The organism is Lysinibacillus sp. A1, from assembly GCF_000801965.1.
GTDB classification, from domain to species: Bacteria; Bacillota; Bacilli; order Bacillales_A; family Planococcaceae; genus Lysinibacillus; species Lysinibacillus fusiformis.
In genome coordinates this window covers 99,759-116,669 of sequence record NZ_JSZM01000020.1, presented here as the reverse complement: position 1 = coordinate 116,669, position 16,911 = coordinate 99,759, and the positions used below count along the sequence as shown (strand labels likewise).

Genomic DNA, 16,911 nt, shown 5'->3' with positions numbered 1-16,911 from the left:
CAGAATACAATTACTTGCTTGAAAAATCTATCGTAAACGATATTTTTCCATTTGTTAGTGTGGAATTCGTTCCAAAGCCTAATTGTTCGGCAATACTTTTCACTGTCGCGAGACCAAGCCCTGTTCCAGAGAAATGCTTATTTCGAGAGCTTTCGCCTACATAGAACGGTTGCCATACTTTAGAAATATCTGGTAGTGTTGTATGATTACTTATTTCCAATATACCCGAAGTAAAGGAAATCTGTATTTCATTGTCTGATGTATATTTTAGTGCATTGCTGACCAAGTTTTCTATAATATAATAGACTTTTTCCTGCTCACTATTCAGCATAAATTCAGTTACGTCCGATTGAAGAAAAATCTGTTTTTCTCCCTGTAAGGGCTGATAGCTTTGTATGATTTCTTGTAGTAGCTGGTAAAAATCAAAACGTGATAGGTTCAAAGCATTTTCTTCTGTTCGGGCATAATAAAGCATATCTGTAATGATTTTCTCCATACGATCCACTTGCTGATGTATAACTGTTAAATAGGTGCCATCATCCAACCCATCTTCGATCCCACTTGAGTATACATTGATGAGGGCGAGAGGCGTTTTCAACTCATGTGTTAAGCCGATCATAAATTGTTTTAAATCTAGATTCCTTTGTGTTAATAATTGCTGCGCTGATTCAAGCGTTGTACTCATTTTATTAATGCTCTTTGCTAACTCTTCGATTTCATCACCTGTTTGAATGGTAGCTTGTTGAAAATTCAGTTCCCCAATCTCCTTTGCAACTTGCTGCAATTCATGTAATGGATTGGTTATCTTCCGAGATAGTAGCGCTGTGACCATAATAATGATTAAAATACTCACTATCAGAAAGGCTAAATTAAAACGATTTATAAAATAGGCTATATCTGTAAAATGGGCCATAGAGGCTCCAATCATGACAAGCTGATCCCCTTCTTTCGCATAATGCACAATAAAGCTAGACTTTTGTTTCCCTTGATCATAGAGCTTTCCTACAATTTTATCCTCCGAGATAGTTTGTAGTACTTCCTCGGAAACCCAAAATTTATTTAGGGCAATATGCTCTTTCGCCAGCTGAAGTCTTAAATTTTCATTCAGGTCATTGATGGAGTCCTGTAATGGGACTGCTACAATTGTGACATCAAATTGTCGCTCCACCAATTCTGCATCCTCTAATACTTGATAAGAATCAAAGGCTTCTGATACTTTTTTATTCAGCTGATATAAATAATATTTAGGAAGGAAAAACTGACTTACAACAAGGGATATAGAAAAAGTAAGAATAACTACTAAAGTAATATAAATGGTTAGTTTTGTGCCGATTTTTTGTTTCATTCGCTTGTACTATATCCAATCCCTCTATGTGTTTGAATAATGTTCTCTCCTATTTTTTCTCGCAATCGTCGAATATGTGTGTCCACTGTTCGTGGATCTCCCATATAGTCCAATCCCCACACTAAATCTAGTAATTGATCTCTCGTCAAAATTTGTCTCCGATTTTGACTAAAAATTCGTAACAAATCGAATTCCGTTTTCGTTAACTCTATTTCTGTCCCTGCTCGCCAAACACGTTTACTTGTAACATCGAAGGACACATCATGCAATTGTTGAATAGCTTCAATTTGCAGTAATTTTTTTGCCCTCATTATCAGTACCTTAGGATAAAAGGGTTTATTGACATAATCGTCAGCCCCCTCTGCTAACGCCTGAAATTCATCTTCACCAGTGTCCCTTGCTGTAAGCATTAAGACCTTAATCTTTTGTGTTTTTTTCATTTCACGACAAACCATCATCCCATCTATTTTAGGCATCATCCAATCTAAAATGGCCAAATCAATTTTTTCTTGATAAAAAACGGTAAGTGCCTCCTCTCCATTTGTTGCGGTAAAAACCGTGAAACCCTCTCTTTGAAAATAGTTTTGTAAAATCTTTAACATATCTAATTCATCATCTGCAATGAGAATATTCATGTATGAAGCTCCTAATTATCATATTTTTCCAGATTATATTGTTCGATTATAGCAATTAATTTTTCGGGATATAAAGGATCTGTCGAGTAATTGCTTTTTTTCAAGGCATAGGCGGCTTCTTGATAGGTTGAAGCCGCCAGAACCTCTTCGTATTGTTGTTCATTCCAACTGGTACCCTCTAATAATAGCTGACGATGGTCCTTTAATGCACTTTTCCAATCAGGGTAAGCCCTAAATTCTGCTTCAGTTGTAAAGCTTTTATTTTGTTCATATTCAACTGTCGGCATTTTAATAGACTTTCCATGATATCTGCCTTTTATCCCAAACAGGTTATTTGCATTAACCGCTAATTCACTTTTACCGTAATTCGACTCCAATATAGCCTGTGCAATAATTACACTAGGCAATATCTCTTGATTTTGCTTATTTAATGCAACGGCTATTGATGCTATTTCATCAATAAATTCAACTTCGTCTTGATGACCATGTCCAAATAGCTTGACCATATAAAGGGCTAAAATAACGATAAGTAATAGAATACTGATTTTTTTCATTGTGTTTTACCTCATTTCCATTTAACTGATGGTTATATCGTAAAACAGCAATGTTACAGTTATTTGACAAAACATTAAAAGTTGTAAAAACAGCCCGTACTTTTTAAGGTACAGGCTTGCGCATTGTTTGTTTCAACCTCTTCCGATTAACAATGCGAAGTTAAAGGGAACATGAAATTCCCTGGCAGAATCGCCTTTTTTGAAAGAACAAATAAAGCGTCGTCATCATTAGGTTGGATGGTCGCGGTCATGCCATTCAAGGTAAACTCCGGCGTGAAATAAAACACCACTTTTTGGGTAGAATCTTTCACAATAATGGCTAACAACTCCTCTATATGAATGGGCTGTAAGGAGATGATATCAAAAATATTTAATACCCCCTCCTCTTCCTCCATCAATACTATTGTTTCTAATTCTTCTAGATAGTAAATGGCTTGAGGGAAAACTAACGTAAAATAAAACATTAATAAACTTTCATTTTGCTCAACAGCGATTATACTTGAATGGATATATCGATTTTTTGCATAATCCTCAAGGAGTGCTAGATCTTGCTCAACTGTCAGCTGTTGGACGCTAGTCTGCTTTCGTTGAATAGGACTTGCTGTAAGGTCTAAGCTGAATTCACTTTCATGTATACGAGTAAAGCCAAACTTCGGATAAAAATCTAATACTGTTTCATTGGCAAAGAGATACATGAAATCACAGGTCCCCTCATACTCTTTCATGATATGCAGCATCAGCTGCTTTGCCAAGCCTTGATGACGATAATGTTCATCGGTCATGACCGTACCAATCTGAATCCCCTTTAATTGCTCGCCTTTTATGCGAATCGACATTTTATAAACCGAAGCATTCGCAATCACTTTTCCTTCTTGAACAAATGAATAAGGAATATATTGGTCGTTCCAATACCCTTTGCTATACCAATCTCGAAAATCCAATCCAAACGTTGTTATCGCTAAATCATTAAAGCTTTCCTTTAATCGATCATCATGACGATAATCGCTCACTAATTCGTACTTTTCCATGTTTATTCCCTCCGATTTTATCTATTTATACATTATTATTATTGGAATCATCACCTCCTAAAAACAGAAAAAGACTCTATGAGAAAACCTCATAAAGTCTTTGCTTATATACAGAAAACAACGTTAACCACTGCAGTGGCTACGATAGTATCTGTTTATATGGATCAGACAAATTTATGCTTCTCTACGTTATCGCAAAAGGGCAATACTAAATAGACCTATCATGTTTCAAGTATGATAGAATGGCCCTTCTATTAAATTCATGGGAATTTAATTTGCGATAATAAGTTTTAGCATAAATGTCTAATCTCCCTTCTGTTTTTAAGATTACTGTAAGCTTACCACTTTTTGTTAAATGTTGTCTAGAGATATATTGACAATGTTTAGATTGAAAAAGCATGAAATAAGTATAGAAAATCCTTCAAATGTTAAATCTATAAACGAAAGTTAATCATGAAGGGAGCCTATAATTCAGCATGAAATTTAAACTACCTTTCAATAAACAACAACCACCATCCGTCGAAGAGACACCAAAAGTAAAAGAAAATCTTGTAAGGGTCGCCCCGACAACTGATCATTTTATTCAGTCGATTCAAAATGCGACGAATAACCCAGCTGATTTAATCATGAAGGCTATCCCACCGAATGTTACGCTTATTTATATAGATAATTTAGTCGATGATCAGACATTGAACAATGACATTCTTGCTAATTTGCTAAATAACCCTCAGGAAACACTAGAAGGCATTGAGATGACTCTTTCTATTCCTGAAGTTGTCAAATCCAATCTACTACAGGAAACAGTAGAATCGATGGTCAATGGGTCTGTCGTTATTCATCTAGACGGCTACTCTGAAGTTCTTATTGGCAATATCGCTACTCGAGAATCCCGATCATTATCGGCGCCAGAAAATGAGTCACAAGTAATTGGGACTCAGGTTGGGTTTAATGAAAGTCTAACTACAAATATTTCTTTAATCCGTCGCTACATAGTAAGTCCTAATCTTTGTCATGAAAAACTAAAAATCGGCACGCGTACAAATACCTCGGTCTCATTGCTATATATGAATGGCATTGCTAATGAGCAAATGGTCAATACAATGCGCCAACGAATTACGGATCTTTATGTCGATGAACTACTTGATAGTGCCGTTTTGGCAGAGATGATTGATGATAATTCATTGTCAGTATTCCCTCAGATGTTACTGACGGAAAGGCCTGACCGATTTTGTGATGCGATACTAGATGGCAAAATGGGCGTTTTAGTGGATGGTAGCTCAATGGCCATCATTTGCCCGCAAACATTTACTGAGTTTTTTCAAAGCCAGGAAGATCAAAACTTACGCTGGCAAATTGCTACCTTTCTTCGTTTATTACGACTTTCTGCCTTCATTTTATCCGTCTATTTAACACCCTTTTACGTAGCGGCTTTAACTTTTCATTATGAGGTCATTCCGCAAGCCTTTTTAGTGCCATTAAGTGAATCCAGAGCCTTAGTTCCTTTCCCACCTATATTCGAGGCATTATTATTGGAATTTATTATTGAACTACTGCGAGAAGCTGGGGCAAGGCTACCAACTAAAATTGGACAAACTATTGGTATCGTAGGCGGTATCGTAATAGGGACTGCCGCTGTACAAGCAGGTATTACAAGTAATATTTTATTAATTATCATTGCTTTAAGTGCACTCGCATCCTTCACTTCGCCGAGTTATATGATGGGCAATGTCATTCGTTTGATTCGTTTCCCGATCATTATCCTTGCAGGCTTTTGGGGTTTTTATGGCATCATGCTAGCTTTTTGTTTTATTCTTATTCATCTTTTACGTCAAACAAGCCTGGGTGCTCCGTATATGTCTCCTTTCTATCCACCAAGGTTGAAAGAAATGCGGGATAGTATTATCAGATTGCCTATTCCCTTAACAGCGAAAAGACCTGCGTTAACGAGACCAAAGGATAAATATAAATTCGAGCCTGAGCCAATAAAACCGGAAAAAAGTTGAACTGAAGGTGAAAGAAATGAATAATCCTAAACAACTTAACCCGAAAGAGATGATTAACGCTTATTTACTCTTTTTTGTCGTGCACGGCGCTCAAATTGGGGTCGGCATACAGGGATTTCAACGTATTATCTATCAAGATGCAAGGCAGGATGCATGGATTTCAGTTCTTTTAGCAGGTATTGCTACACATATTGTCACATTTTGTATGATTAAAACATTGGAAATATACGGCTCCAATGATTTATATGGTATCCAACAAGATATTTTCGGAAAATGGATTGGCAATTTTTTAAATGCTTTGTATGTCACTTATTGCACCGTCGCCTTTTTTTCTGTTCTGCGTAATTACATTGAAGTGATCCACGCATGGATTTTCCCTAGTATTGGGACATGGTTTCTGTCAGCTACTTTATTAATCATTATTATTTATGCTTTTACAGGTGGACTTAGAGTTATAGTGGGTGTGTCCTTTTTCAGTATTATTCTCTCCCTATGGATATTACCAATGCTAGCCTTTCCAATGAAGTTTGCCTCTGCGGAAAGTTTATTTCCGATTTTTGAAAACGATATTCGTTCCATTTTAAAGGGTGCCCATTCCATGACCTTTACCATTATCGGCTTCGAAATCTTAAATGTTATTTACCCCTTTGTAAAGGACAAAAAAAATATCCGCAAACCTGTTCATTTAGGGTTGTTGTTTACAACATTGATTTATGTTGTAGTCATGATAGTGTCCATTGCTTATTACAGTGAGGGAAAATTACTAAAAACAATTTGGGCAACATTAACATTGTTTAGTTTTATTAGCTTCCCTTTTATAGAACGCTTTGAATTTATAGCCGTTTGTTTTTGGATGCTAATTATTATACCGAATCTATGTCTGTATTTATGGGCTGCTTATCGAGGGGTAATTCGATTAGTTAAAATACGCGCCACGACATTTGTTTGGGTATTTTCCTTCATCGTTTTCATTTTCACAATGATCATTCAAACACGTACAGAAATTGATACGATTAACACCGTATTTGGCAATATAGCATTTTACGTTATTTTTATTTACCCTATTTTGTTATGGATCTTGGCTATATTAAAAAAGAAGTTTTCATCAAAGAAGGTGCCCAAAAATGAACAAGCTTAGATGCTCTTTTATTGTTTTTCTGTCATTGATATTTTTATATGGGTGTGCTCAAACGAATGTATTGGATAAAGTAGGGTTAACCACACTAGTGGGCTACGATGTAGGAGCAGAAAGCAAAATAGCTGCGACAGCCGTTATTCGTGAAGTCAATCCAGAGTTCCAAAGCAAAGTGGAAGTTTTGACGACAGAAAATGAAACGAGTAAAGGAAATCGTATGGAAGCGAACAGGAAGCTTTCTAAAAAAATAATGGTCGGTCAAATGAGGGTTATTTTGTTTGGTGAAGAATTAGCAAAAGAAGATTTACGTTATTATATTGATACTAGTCTAGAAAACGCAAGCGTCAGCAACGGTATTTATATGGCCGTAGTGGAAGGTAAAGCAGCACCATTTCTGAATTACGAATACAAAAATATTGAGGATATTGGTCAGCATGTATTCAGATTAATCGAGCAAAATGTGAAACAGGAATATATGATTTCGGCGACTCTTCATCAGATTGCTCATGATTATTATTCCATTGGACGAGATTTAGCTATGCCTACCATCAAAAGAGATGGTGAGTTTGTGGAGCTAAGTGGCGTGGCTCTCTTTAAAGGTGGCAAAATGGTTAGTACGCTTCCAGCAAAAGATAGCTTTTATGTAAAAATTGTCAGAGATACGTTTAAAGTAGGTTTATATGAAACCATTTTGGAGAAAGAAGATATTCCACCTAAATTACTGCATAAGCCTGCAAATAAAATAACAGTAGCCTTTGATGCCATTCACTCGAATAGAGAGATGAAATTAATTGATGCAAAAAATCCTGAGTTTGATTTAAATATTAAAATTAAGTCAAGGGTATTAGAAGTATTTCCAGATATTAATCAAGGTAACCGAGAAAGCGTGGCAGCCCTTGAAAAAGCCATCGAAAAAAAATTGACGAAGGAAATAGCAAGAGTCATTGCCCATAGTCAGGAAGTAGAATCCGATATTTTTGGCTTTGGTGAAAAATATAGAAGCGTTGTGAGACATTCTAATTTAACAAAAGACAAATGGCATGAAATGTATAAAGATATGAAAGTAAATGTGAAAGTTGATTTTGTGGTCTTAAGAGACGGTGTTTTTGAATAAGCTATTGCCCATCATGGCCTGTCATAATGGATATAAAATGATGGAAGAACATGTCATAGTGGATATCGAATGCAATACGATGTCTTTTTTCATCACTATTAACATTTTCAAATGGTCGTGTTTCGGCAATGCTCTGCCCTCTAGCAGGTCCATCTAATTTATCGACGACAGTTACAGAGTAAGACTCATAAATGAACATCTCAGGATAAATCGTTGCCATTAGTGTTAACGCATCATGGACTGGGCTACCTAGTAGTGACGGGTCCCGTTTCTGATAAAATTTTGTATAATATTCCATGAGAGGTTTGAGGATTTTTGTCTTGCCAAATGAGTCTATATAATCAACCATCCCAGGTGTAACAATCGCCTTCTGTGTAGCATTCAATGGAATAATTGTGACATTTTTCGCATAGTTGAGCACAATATTTACCGCAAATGGGTCCCCATGAAAGTTTGCTTCTGCTACGGTCGTAACATTACCTGGCACCCAAAATGCTCCACCCATAATATAAAATTCCTTCACATGTTGCATGAGCTGCTTATAAAGAATAAACATCGTCGCTAGTGATGTAAGACGCCCAATATTAACAATGATTAGCTCATCATCCTTATATTTCTCGATGATTTGAACGATTTCTAAAAAGTTTTCAATTTTTATTTCATGATCTTCGTTTGGAATAATGGGACCAAGCCCATGTTCTCCATGTATTTCTGGATAATATGTTGGCTGTTCACCAGTTAGAGGGATCTCTGCTCCTAAAATAACGGGAATTCCCTCGGGAAAATCAAATAATTTCATGACATAATAAATATTAGATACAGCATCTTTTCTTGAGACATTTCCATAATCAGCAATTAACCCAACGATTTCGATTTCTTTGTGTAATCTTGCATAAATCAATGCTATCGTATCGTCGATGCCAATGTCTCCGAATAATAAGACCTTTTTCATCAAACATAAACCTCCCTTTTACTGCCAATTCACCTATCCTTATAGTACGGTTCCTATGACCAAGACGACACTGATTGTTTACTTTTTTGGAAAAATTAGTACATAAAAACCCATCTGTCATTGGCAGATGGGTTTCGAAACGGATATATTAACGATTCTGTTCAAGGAACTGATAAACAGCCATCATTTCTTGTTTATTTAACTCTCTAATACGATTGAAAATAGGAATTTGCGCCACTGCTTCCAACTGGTTTCCTTCCGTTACCACATCGCTGACGATACCCGTTAGCCATGTATGCACGTCAATGTCTTCGATGTTTACCTTTTGGCCCTCATCATTAATACCAGTTGCACCACAGCTGACGCATGGAACCGTTAATTTATAGACACCGTCATGTAGTCCATCTTCTGTCAGAACCTTTTTCCCCTTACAGAATGGACATGCATGACTCCCTTTCACTTTATTGATTTGCGTCACTATTTTTTTATAGCCAAAAGCTTCATAAACATACGTCAGTTTTTTATATTTACCATTCGTAAAATATTGATCAATGATGGTGTCTCTCGTTTCATAAATATTCGGGAAATCACAAATCGTTACTTGATTTTTACGGCTGATGGCAGCAATATTATCTTTGATTTTATCCCAGAATGGTAATGTGTTTTGCAGAACAATCTCGTAGCCAACAAAGCTTGCAAGCTCTAATTCCAGCATTTTCAGCGATACTTGCGTTTCTCTTGGCAGTAATGAAACATCCTGTATGAGTGACATATCACTGCCTACAATGGCTTTGATTTTTTCAAGCTGTGGTAAATGGCCTACTAGTTTGATGACCTCATCAATCGGTTGATGAATTATTTCTCGAATATCCGTGTCACCAAAGCGTAATTTCTTTTGGTGATTAAGGACAGAGCCATGACAAATTGGGCAAGGGACCATCTCTCTTGTTTCCTTCATTTGCTCTTTAATGATGGATTTAGAGATAACCATATAACGGCCAATAATAAGATTAAAGCCTTCCCATTTTTTTGAGGATTTTGTTGCTTTATCATAAAATGATTTGTCCCAATATCCATATAAGAATGTATGCTTTTCTTCTTCCGTCATTTCATTATAGCTCTTACTGATATCTTGACCCAGTTCATTTTTGATCTCTTCAAAAAGGAATGCTAATTTTGAATGCTGGTAGTATTTTAGAACATCCATCACCTCTGGATACAATAAGCCGTCCCAGAATGGCACATTTTTATGTTGAATGACTAAATCAAAATCGAATTCTTCAATCTGTAATCGACCCGAACAGCTAGGACAATGATTTTCTTGGCTAAAGAAATCAAAGCTTCTCGTATCCTTATTGGTCGGATGGGCAGCCACAATATGATTGATAAGACCACCTATTTCATATAGAAAACTATATTGGCTGTATAAATGTCTTTCAAGGTCAATCGCAATAACAGGTGCAATTTTATTGGATTCATATTCACCGTAAATTAGACGCGCCATTGATGAAAGACTTTTTAAGATGCCACCTTTGTATATATTTTCGGCATTTTTAAAATAGCGAATAGGATTGTCTTGTAAGTAATGAATACCCTTTTTCGATGCTAAGGTAGATGTGATTGGTAAATCAGCTTTGCTTTTCGTAAGGTGCGATTGTTTAAAATATGCTTGATGATCCACTACATCAAGATGTGTCACTGGCCCCTGCTGTCTTTTACCAAAGTCCACAATATAATCAGAGCTTTCAAGCATATAGGCATTATGCTCAATCATGACAATGGAGATCGAATCATCTTTCAAAATATCCCTAATACTATCAATAAATTGGTTTAAAATATTTTGCGATAATCCTTTGGAAGGCTCATCAAAAATAAACAGTGTGTGAGGATTTCGCGTATTGGCGAACAGCTCTGATACTAAATGAACACATTGGAATTCACCCGTGGAAAGAGTTTGTGTTTTTCTTTCCAGCGTTAAATAGCCTAGCCCAAGTTTGATGAGCAAGCTTAAACGTTTATGCGCAATATCTTCCGTTGGGAGCTCCTCGATAATGTCTTCAATCGAGCGTTGAAAAATATCATCGATTTCGTCACTATATTTGGTCAATTTCTTTTTTATATCAAGAAATGTCGCAACAGTAGATCGGCTTGTAATTGACTGATTTCGATCTTGCCCAACCATCACTAATTTATCTTTTGGATAGCGCTTAAGAAAATCCTTTGCGATACACTCATTTACTAGAGTTGATTTCCCACAGCCAGACTCTCCTGTGAAGGTGACCAGTTGATTTTGGGGAATTTCTATCTCGGCAATTTGGATATTGCGGCAATGTAGGTCGCGGAATTGATAGAAGGTCTTTGGTTTTAGCTGACTACGTTCCCAATAGATAGGCTGTGGTCGAGGAGATTCTTCCACAATTCTTCCTCCGTATTTTCCACTCCCTGGTCCAAAGAATAGATGCTTATCTGCAGTATCTAAAACCGTATCCGAATGATCAATTAGCCAAATTTGATTTTTAGAGCCAAGTCGTTGAATCTGCTCTAAAATTTTCAAGAGTGTGTCATGGTCAAGACCTACCGAGATTTCATCAACAATAATTACCGTATTTTCGCTCGTTGCCATAAACTCAGCTAAATAGAGTCTTGTTAATTCTCCTCCTGATAAAGTACCCATAATGCGATTTAATGTTAAATAGCCAATATTCATTTGGATAATATTTTGAAGAATATGTTGTTTCTCTTCACTAATCTTTAATTCCGCTGATAATGAATGGATTGTTTCAACACTTAATTGATGGATATCCGAAATACTATATTGTCCATCTCTTATTGTTAGCTGATGCTGCTCTACTTCCTCGCTATAGCGCTTTCCCAGACATTTTTTACATTCAACATTTTTCGTCGTCCCTCGTCCTTTACACGCCGGACACCAGCCTAGTGCATTATTAAAGGAAAAAACTTCTGGAGATAAATGAAACTCTTCCGCTAATCGATCACGTATTTCCTTAAATACACCTGTATGCGTACCGATAGTTGAGCGTGGATTTGTAGATATGGATGATTTCCCTAGAAAAAGAACTAATGGCATATTCTCCATTTTTATGGCACTAAAATTCGTTTCCATAATTGCTGGAAACAAATATTGATATTCAGCCTTAGGTAATAAAGAAACAAGACGTTTTTTGGATTCTTCCCCTATCGTTTGACAAAAAGTGGTTTTCCCTGACCCAGACAACCCTGCAATGCCAAGGGATAGATCTTCAGGTAAGTCGACATCTAAACGGTTTATATTGTTGGCAATAAGTTGATTAATCTTCATTCTGTTTTCCTTCCGTGTTTACTATTTTCACAAGGACTTTAATATCTAGGAACAGTGACCTTCAGAAAATGAAAGAACACAATTCATTTGAAGGAATTGCGCTCTTTTTCATAAAGGTTGATTTGATTACTAGGCTAATACTTTTTCAAGCTGGCTAGCCATGTTAGTCCAAGCGTATTTAGCTCCTTCAATTGCTCCTTGACGAGCTTTTGTTTCTTCACTAAATCCACCTTGATCGAGATGTAACTGAGTTGTCCCATCAGATGCTTGCGTTAATGTCCATGTTACGGTTGTTGTTTCACCCGCACTTGTCCATGTATAAGATAGTTTATGTGGCTCTTCAATCTCAAGTACCTCACAATCGACAATACCATCCCACCATTCGTTTGGCTCAGCTCGGAACTGGAATTTATGGCCAACAATCGGCTGAAAATCATTGCTCCAAATCCATTTTGCAAGTGTGTCCGAATCAGTTAAGGCATGCCATACTTGCTCGATGGAACTTGTAAATGTAAAATCTAATGCTACATCTGGTTTCATTTGTCTTCCCCCAATAATAAATGTAATTTTGAAATTCTTGCTTTCCAAAAATCTTCGTAAATCGATATCCAATCTTGTATTTCTTTCAATGGAGCCGCATTTAGCCTATATCTTGTTTCCCTACCTTCTTTTCGAGCGATCACAAGACCTGCGTCTTTCAGGATAGTTAAATGTTTTGACACGGCAGTACGTCCCATATCAAAGTGAGCCGTTAATTCGTGAAGCGGTAACTCATCTGCCTTAGCTAATAAATTAATCAATTGGCGTCTTGTAGGGTCAGCAATGGCTACATACACGTCACGCTCTTGATGATTGTTATTCAAAACCACCACCCTTTCTAATATGACACTAAATGGTGTCCTAATTATATGACACCGTTTAGTGTCTAGTCAATTATTATTTTGGACATTTTGCTATGGATTTTATACTTATCAATACAAAAAACACAAAGGTGAGCTCCTCTGTGCTTGTATTGATGATGATTGTCTATGGATATTTTGCTTTGGACATGCCATAAAACAGGCATCCATCTGTTTTTTGGTTATTTTTATGCAAGCTCTAATGGTAAAAATGCATATTCACCATCTCGAATAATTGGACATTTACGAACTTTGATCGGAAATTGGAAAAGGGGTCCATCCAAAACGGTAGTATGGAATTCTCCCCCTTCTCCACAAGGGTCGATATTACGCTCTTCCAGCTCTTTTATATAATCAGGGGTAAGTACTCGTCCTAAATCCTCTTCTGTCATGCCTAATGACAGATTAACGGTCACTACCATCGTGACAAACCCTAAGTGAATAAATTCATCAACAGCTTCCCGATGATTCATCTCCCATAACGGCATACCAAGCTTTAATCCAGCTTTTTTCGTCACCTCATCATGCCAGCAGCCGTGTGCGGGCATATCTAAATCGCCCGTAACTAACACCTCTGCCCCTTGATTTTTCGCATTGTTTAAAAGTTCAATAAATACACGTTCATAATGCGTCCAACTTGCCGCAGCCGTATAAACTGGCAATCCGATAGAATCGGCTTGAGCCTGTATAAGCTCGGGTGGCATACCGTGTGATCGAGAACGTTTCCCTTCCTCCTCCAGCATGACAATCAGACCTATCGCTCGTCCCACCTGTGATGCTTTATATAAAGCTAAAACACTATCCTTTCCCCCACTGAATGAAGCGATGAATGGATGATTTTGCGCATTATTTTTCCAGCCAGTTGTTTCTGTCATTTCTATTTCTCCTTTTACTGTCCATGAAGATCAATCCTTCTTGCACTGTTATTAGGTAGTCGTTAATAAGTTAGCTTCTTCAATTTTGCTCACCTAGGTTATTAATTTATCTTACATGATAAAGATGAAGGATATCACCCCTTTATTTTATCACAAGCATGCTGGATATTTATGTTAAGGTATAGATAACGGTTGATGGAAAAAGGAGGAATGTTATGAGTGATTATGTAAAAGCACTAAGACAACAGGTTGGGACAATGCCTCTTATTTTGGTAGGTTCAACGGTCATTGTCTTGAATGACGAGAAACAAATTCTTCTCCAGCTGCGCTCTGATATAAAAATGTGGGGTTTACCTGGAGGAGCGATGGAGCCTGGTGAAAGTTTAGAGGATACTGCTAGACGTGAACTGTTTGAGGAAACTGGCCTACAAACCTCCCAACTTCGTTTTATAACGATGCTATCTGGTCAGCAGGATTATTTTCACTATCCAAATGGGGATGAAGTATATGGGGTAACTGCCGTCTTTATGGCAGATCAAATAGATGGACAGCTTGCAACGGTTGATGGCGAGAGTTTACAGCTAGGCTATTTTTCTTTAGATGCGTTGCCATCTAATATCGTCAAGAAAGCAAAAGTTATTATCGATACCTATTTATTAAAGGAAAACTTCACTAACAAGATGAAAGGTCGTGACTACGTTGAACGTTTTTAAAGCAATGTTATTTGATTTAGATAACACCTTACTTAATAGAGATGAGGCAGTAGATAGATTATTTTTCAAGCTAGTAAAAATGTGTTACAGGGATGTCGATCATACGTTAGAAAATGAAATGCGACAACAATTTAAAGTTTATGATGGAAAATACTTTGGTCAGCGTGATAAAACCGATGTTATCGCATCATTTTTTGATGAATTTCCTCCGCAAAATGGCATGCCAAACCATGCTATTCAAGACTTTTGGAATCTTCACTTCCCTCAATGTTTTGCTGTTCATCAGGATACGATAACGTTCATTCATCGTATAAAGCAGCAAGTGAAAGTGGGCATAATCACAAATGGCTCTGTAGAAAGGCAGAAAGCTAAAATAGCCTATACAAATTTAGATCGCTGTTTTGATACGGTCATTATTTCTGAGGAAGTGGGATTTAGTAAACCAGATAAGCGTATTTTTGAAATGGCCTTAAAAAGACTGAATGTCAATCCAGAGGAAACTCTTTTTGTTGGGGATGACTTAGAAAAGGATATTGATGGGTGTCAACAGGCCCGTATAAAGGGCATCTGGTTTAATCCAGACATGCGCAAAAATGACACTACTATTCAGCCATATGCCGAGATTCATACGTTGGAGCATTTAGGAAGCTACTTCAAATAAAAGAACAAAACCCCTGAGTTTTCTCCCAGGGGTTCGTGTCTGTACTATTAATATGCTTGGGCAAACCAAACAGTATGTTTTGCTTCATTTCCACAGCAAATACACGTCGTTTTTGTTATTGGTGGATTGAATGGAATATTGCGAGTCGTGTATTTCGTTTCTTCCTTCACTTTTTCCTCACACCCATCTTCCCCACACCACCCAGCAAGTATCCAGCCTGGAATAGTGCCGTTTTCCTTAGCTGTTTCAATGTGCTGCTGTAATTGTGGCAGTGTATCAATCGTTGAATGAGCATGTGCCTCTCTGAATCGACGAGCCTTTTCTAGTAAGCGTGTTTGCATCGTCGTTAATTCGTCCTCAATGGCTGCCACAATAGTTGATAATTCAATCGTCTGTTTGTCATCCTCATCACGTGCTTTCAGTAAAGCTTGATTGTTTTCAAGATCACGTGGGCCTAATTCGATACGAACAGGCACTCCTTTTAGCTCCCATTCATTAAACTTAAAGCCTGGCGATTGGTCTGAATCATCAAGTCGTACGCGAATCCCCTTCGCTTTTAATGCCACAAAAATTGCATCCAGCTGCTCCATAATTTGAGGATTCTTTTTCCAAGGTCCTACTGGAATTAAGACCACTTGGGTTGGAGCAATTCGTGGAGGTAACACTAATCCTTGCTCATCCCCGTGCACCATAATGACAGAACCAATTAAACGAGTAGATGTCCCCCAAGATGTTGTGTGTACATATTCGTGCTGGTTCGCTTTATTTAAATATTTTATGTTAAAGGCTTCTGCAAATTTTGTCCCTAAATAATGAGACGTACCTGCTTGCACAGCCTTCCCATTTTTCATCATTGCCTCAATCGAATACGTATCGACAGCTCCTGCAAAACGTTCTGATGGCGTTTTCTGTCCATCATAAACTGGAATTGCTAGAACTTGCTCCACTACTTCTTTATAAATGTCTAGCATTTGCATCGTTTCTTTACGTGCATCTTCCTCATCCACATGAGCCGTATGCCCTTCCTGCCAAAGGAATTCTGAGGTACGAATGAAAGGCAATGTTTTCTTTTCCCATCGGAAGACATTTGCCCATTGATTAATGAGCACAGGTAGGTCACGGTAGCTTTTAATCCAATTTGAATAAAGATGGCCAATCATCGTTTCAGATGTGGGACGAAGTGCTAAGCGTTCTTCTAATTTTTCACCTGCTGCTTCTGTCACCCAAGGAAGCTCAGGTGAGAACCCTTCAATATGATCCTTTTCCTTTTGGAAGAAGGATTCAGGAATTAGCATTGGAAAATAGGCATTTCGATGACCTGTGTCTTTAAAACGACGGTCCATTGCCTCCTGTATATGCTCCCAAATTTCATAGCCATCTGGTTTAAAGGCGATACAGCCACGAACTGGCGTGTAATCCATTAAATCTGCTTTTTGAATGGTTTCGATATACCATTTTGAAAAATCCTCTAGTTGTTTTGACATTGTGCTTACCTCCATTTTTTTGTAAGTATTCTATTTGATGAATAAAAAAAGCACAAAGCTATCCTTGTATAAAGGACGTCTTTGTGCTGGACCCGACGTGGTACCACCTTGAATTTAGCTTTAAGCTATGCTTAAAACCCTCTAGCGTTTAGTAACGAAAACGACTCGGTTATGTTTTTCATAACTTCTCCGTG

The 16,911-nt window shown here is 37.4% G+C and carries 15 protein-coding genes; 5 read left to right on the top strand and 10 right to left on the bottom strand.

The genetic code is table 11. The features are described 5' to 3' along the window. Positions 1–10: 10 nt before the first annotated feature. From PI85_RS16730 to PI85_RS16715, 4 genes are all read right to left on the bottom strand, one after another. Positions 11–1,345, bottom strand: coding sequence for a sensor histidine kinase (locus tag PI85_RS16730; protein ID WP_036125849.1), 1,335 nt, complete (start codon positions 1,343–1,345; stop codon positions 11–13). Next, complete coding sequence (locus PI85_RS16725; protein WP_036125847.1) at positions 1,342–1,980, bottom strand: response regulator transcription factor; 639 nt, start codon at positions 1,978–1,980, stop codon at positions 1,342–1,344. Before PI85_RS16725 ends, PI85_RS16730 begins: the two co-directional genes overlap by 4 nt. 11 nt (positions 1,981–1,991) lie before the next feature. Next, complete coding sequence (locus PI85_RS16720) at positions 1,992–2,534, bottom strand: glycoside hydrolase family 73 protein (RefSeq protein WP_036125845.1); 543 nt, start codon at positions 2,532–2,534, stop codon at positions 1,992–1,994. 146 nt (positions 2,535–2,680) lie between these two features. Continuing rightward, complete coding sequence (locus PI85_RS16715) at positions 2,681–3,562, bottom strand: GNAT family N-acetyltransferase (RefSeq protein ID WP_036125843.1); 882 nt, start codon at positions 3,560–3,562, stop codon at positions 2,681–2,683. Between the two features lie 476 nt (positions 3,563–4,038). On the opposite strand from PI85_RS16715, the gene PI85_RS16710 reads away from it, so the two are divergent. The 3 genes from PI85_RS16710 to PI85_RS16700 are packed head-to-tail and all read left to right on the top strand — an operon-like array spanning position 4,039 to position 7,814. After that, complete coding sequence (locus tag PI85_RS16710) at positions 4,039–5,565, top strand: spore germination protein (RefSeq protein WP_036125842.1); 1,527 nt, start codon at positions 4,039–4,041, stop codon at positions 5,563–5,565. 16 nt (positions 5,566–5,581) lie between these two features. Beyond that, positions 5,582–6,703 (top strand): GerAB/ArcD/ProY family transporter, encoded by a 1,122-nt coding sequence (locus tag PI85_RS16705; protein ID WP_036125840.1) that lies wholly within the window; start codon positions 5,582–5,584, stop codon positions 6,701–6,703. Then, entirely contained in the window at positions 6,690–7,814 is a 1,125-nt protein-coding gene (locus tag PI85_RS16700; RefSeq protein WP_036125839.1) for a Ger(x)C family spore germination protein, read from the top strand. Before PI85_RS16705 ends, PI85_RS16700 begins: the two co-directional genes overlap by 14 nt. A 1-nt stretch (position 7,815) precedes the next feature. Here the strand turns inward: PI85_RS16700 and PI85_RS16695 are convergent, their stop codons facing one another. The 5 genes from PI85_RS16695 to PI85_RS16675 form a co-directional block, all read right to left on the bottom strand. After that, a complete protein-coding gene (locus PI85_RS16695; RefSeq protein ID WP_036125837.1) occupies positions 7,816–8,769 on the bottom strand; it encodes a nucleoside hydrolase in 954 nt (317 codons plus the stop codon). Between the two features lie 145 nt (positions 8,770–8,914). After that, the gene (locus PI85_RS16690) at positions 8,915–12,085 is read right to left on the bottom strand and encodes an ATP-binding cassette domain-containing protein (RefSeq protein WP_036125835.1); all 3,171 of its coding nucleotides are present in this window, start codon (positions 12,083–12,085) and stop codon (positions 8,915–8,917) included. Positions 12,086–12,214: 129 nt separating this feature from the next. Next, positions 12,215–12,625, bottom strand: coding sequence for an SRPBCC domain-containing protein (locus tag PI85_RS16685; protein ID WP_036125833.1), 411 nt, complete (start codon positions 12,623–12,625; stop codon positions 12,215–12,217). Continuing rightward, positions 12,622–12,948, bottom strand: a complete 327-nt coding sequence (locus tag PI85_RS16680; RefSeq protein WP_036125832.1) for a helix-turn-helix transcriptional regulator — start codon at positions 12,946–12,948, stop codon at positions 12,622–12,624. The genes PI85_RS16685 and PI85_RS16680 overlap by 4 nt, the downstream gene beginning before the upstream one ends. Positions 12,949–13,172: 224 nt before the next feature. Further along, positions 13,173–13,859, bottom strand: coding sequence for a diphthine--ammonia ligase (locus PI85_RS16675; protein WP_036125831.1), 687 nt, complete (start codon positions 13,857–13,859; stop codon positions 13,173–13,175). Between the two features lie 215 nt (positions 13,860–14,074). Here PI85_RS16675 and PI85_RS16670 point away from each other — a divergent pair, with 215 nt between their 5' ends. Further along, a complete protein-coding gene (locus tag PI85_RS16670; RefSeq protein WP_036125830.1) occupies positions 14,075–14,572 on the top strand; it encodes an NUDIX hydrolase in 498 nt (165 codons plus the stop codon). Between the two features lie 4 nt (positions 14,573–14,576). Further along, positions 14,577–15,233: an HAD family hydrolase gene (locus PI85_RS16665; protein WP_036127936.1), complete on the top strand. Its 657-nt coding sequence runs from the start codon at positions 14,577–14,579 to the stop codon at positions 15,231–15,233. Between the two features lie 47 nt (positions 15,234–15,280). Here PI85_RS16665 and proS read toward each other — a convergent pair whose 3' ends face one another. Beyond that, complete coding sequence (proS, locus tag PI85_RS16660) at positions 15,281–16,717, bottom strand: proline--tRNA ligase (RefSeq protein ID WP_036125828.1); 1,437 nt, start codon at positions 16,715–16,717, stop codon at positions 15,281–15,283. Positions 16,718–16,911: the final 194 nt, after the last annotated feature.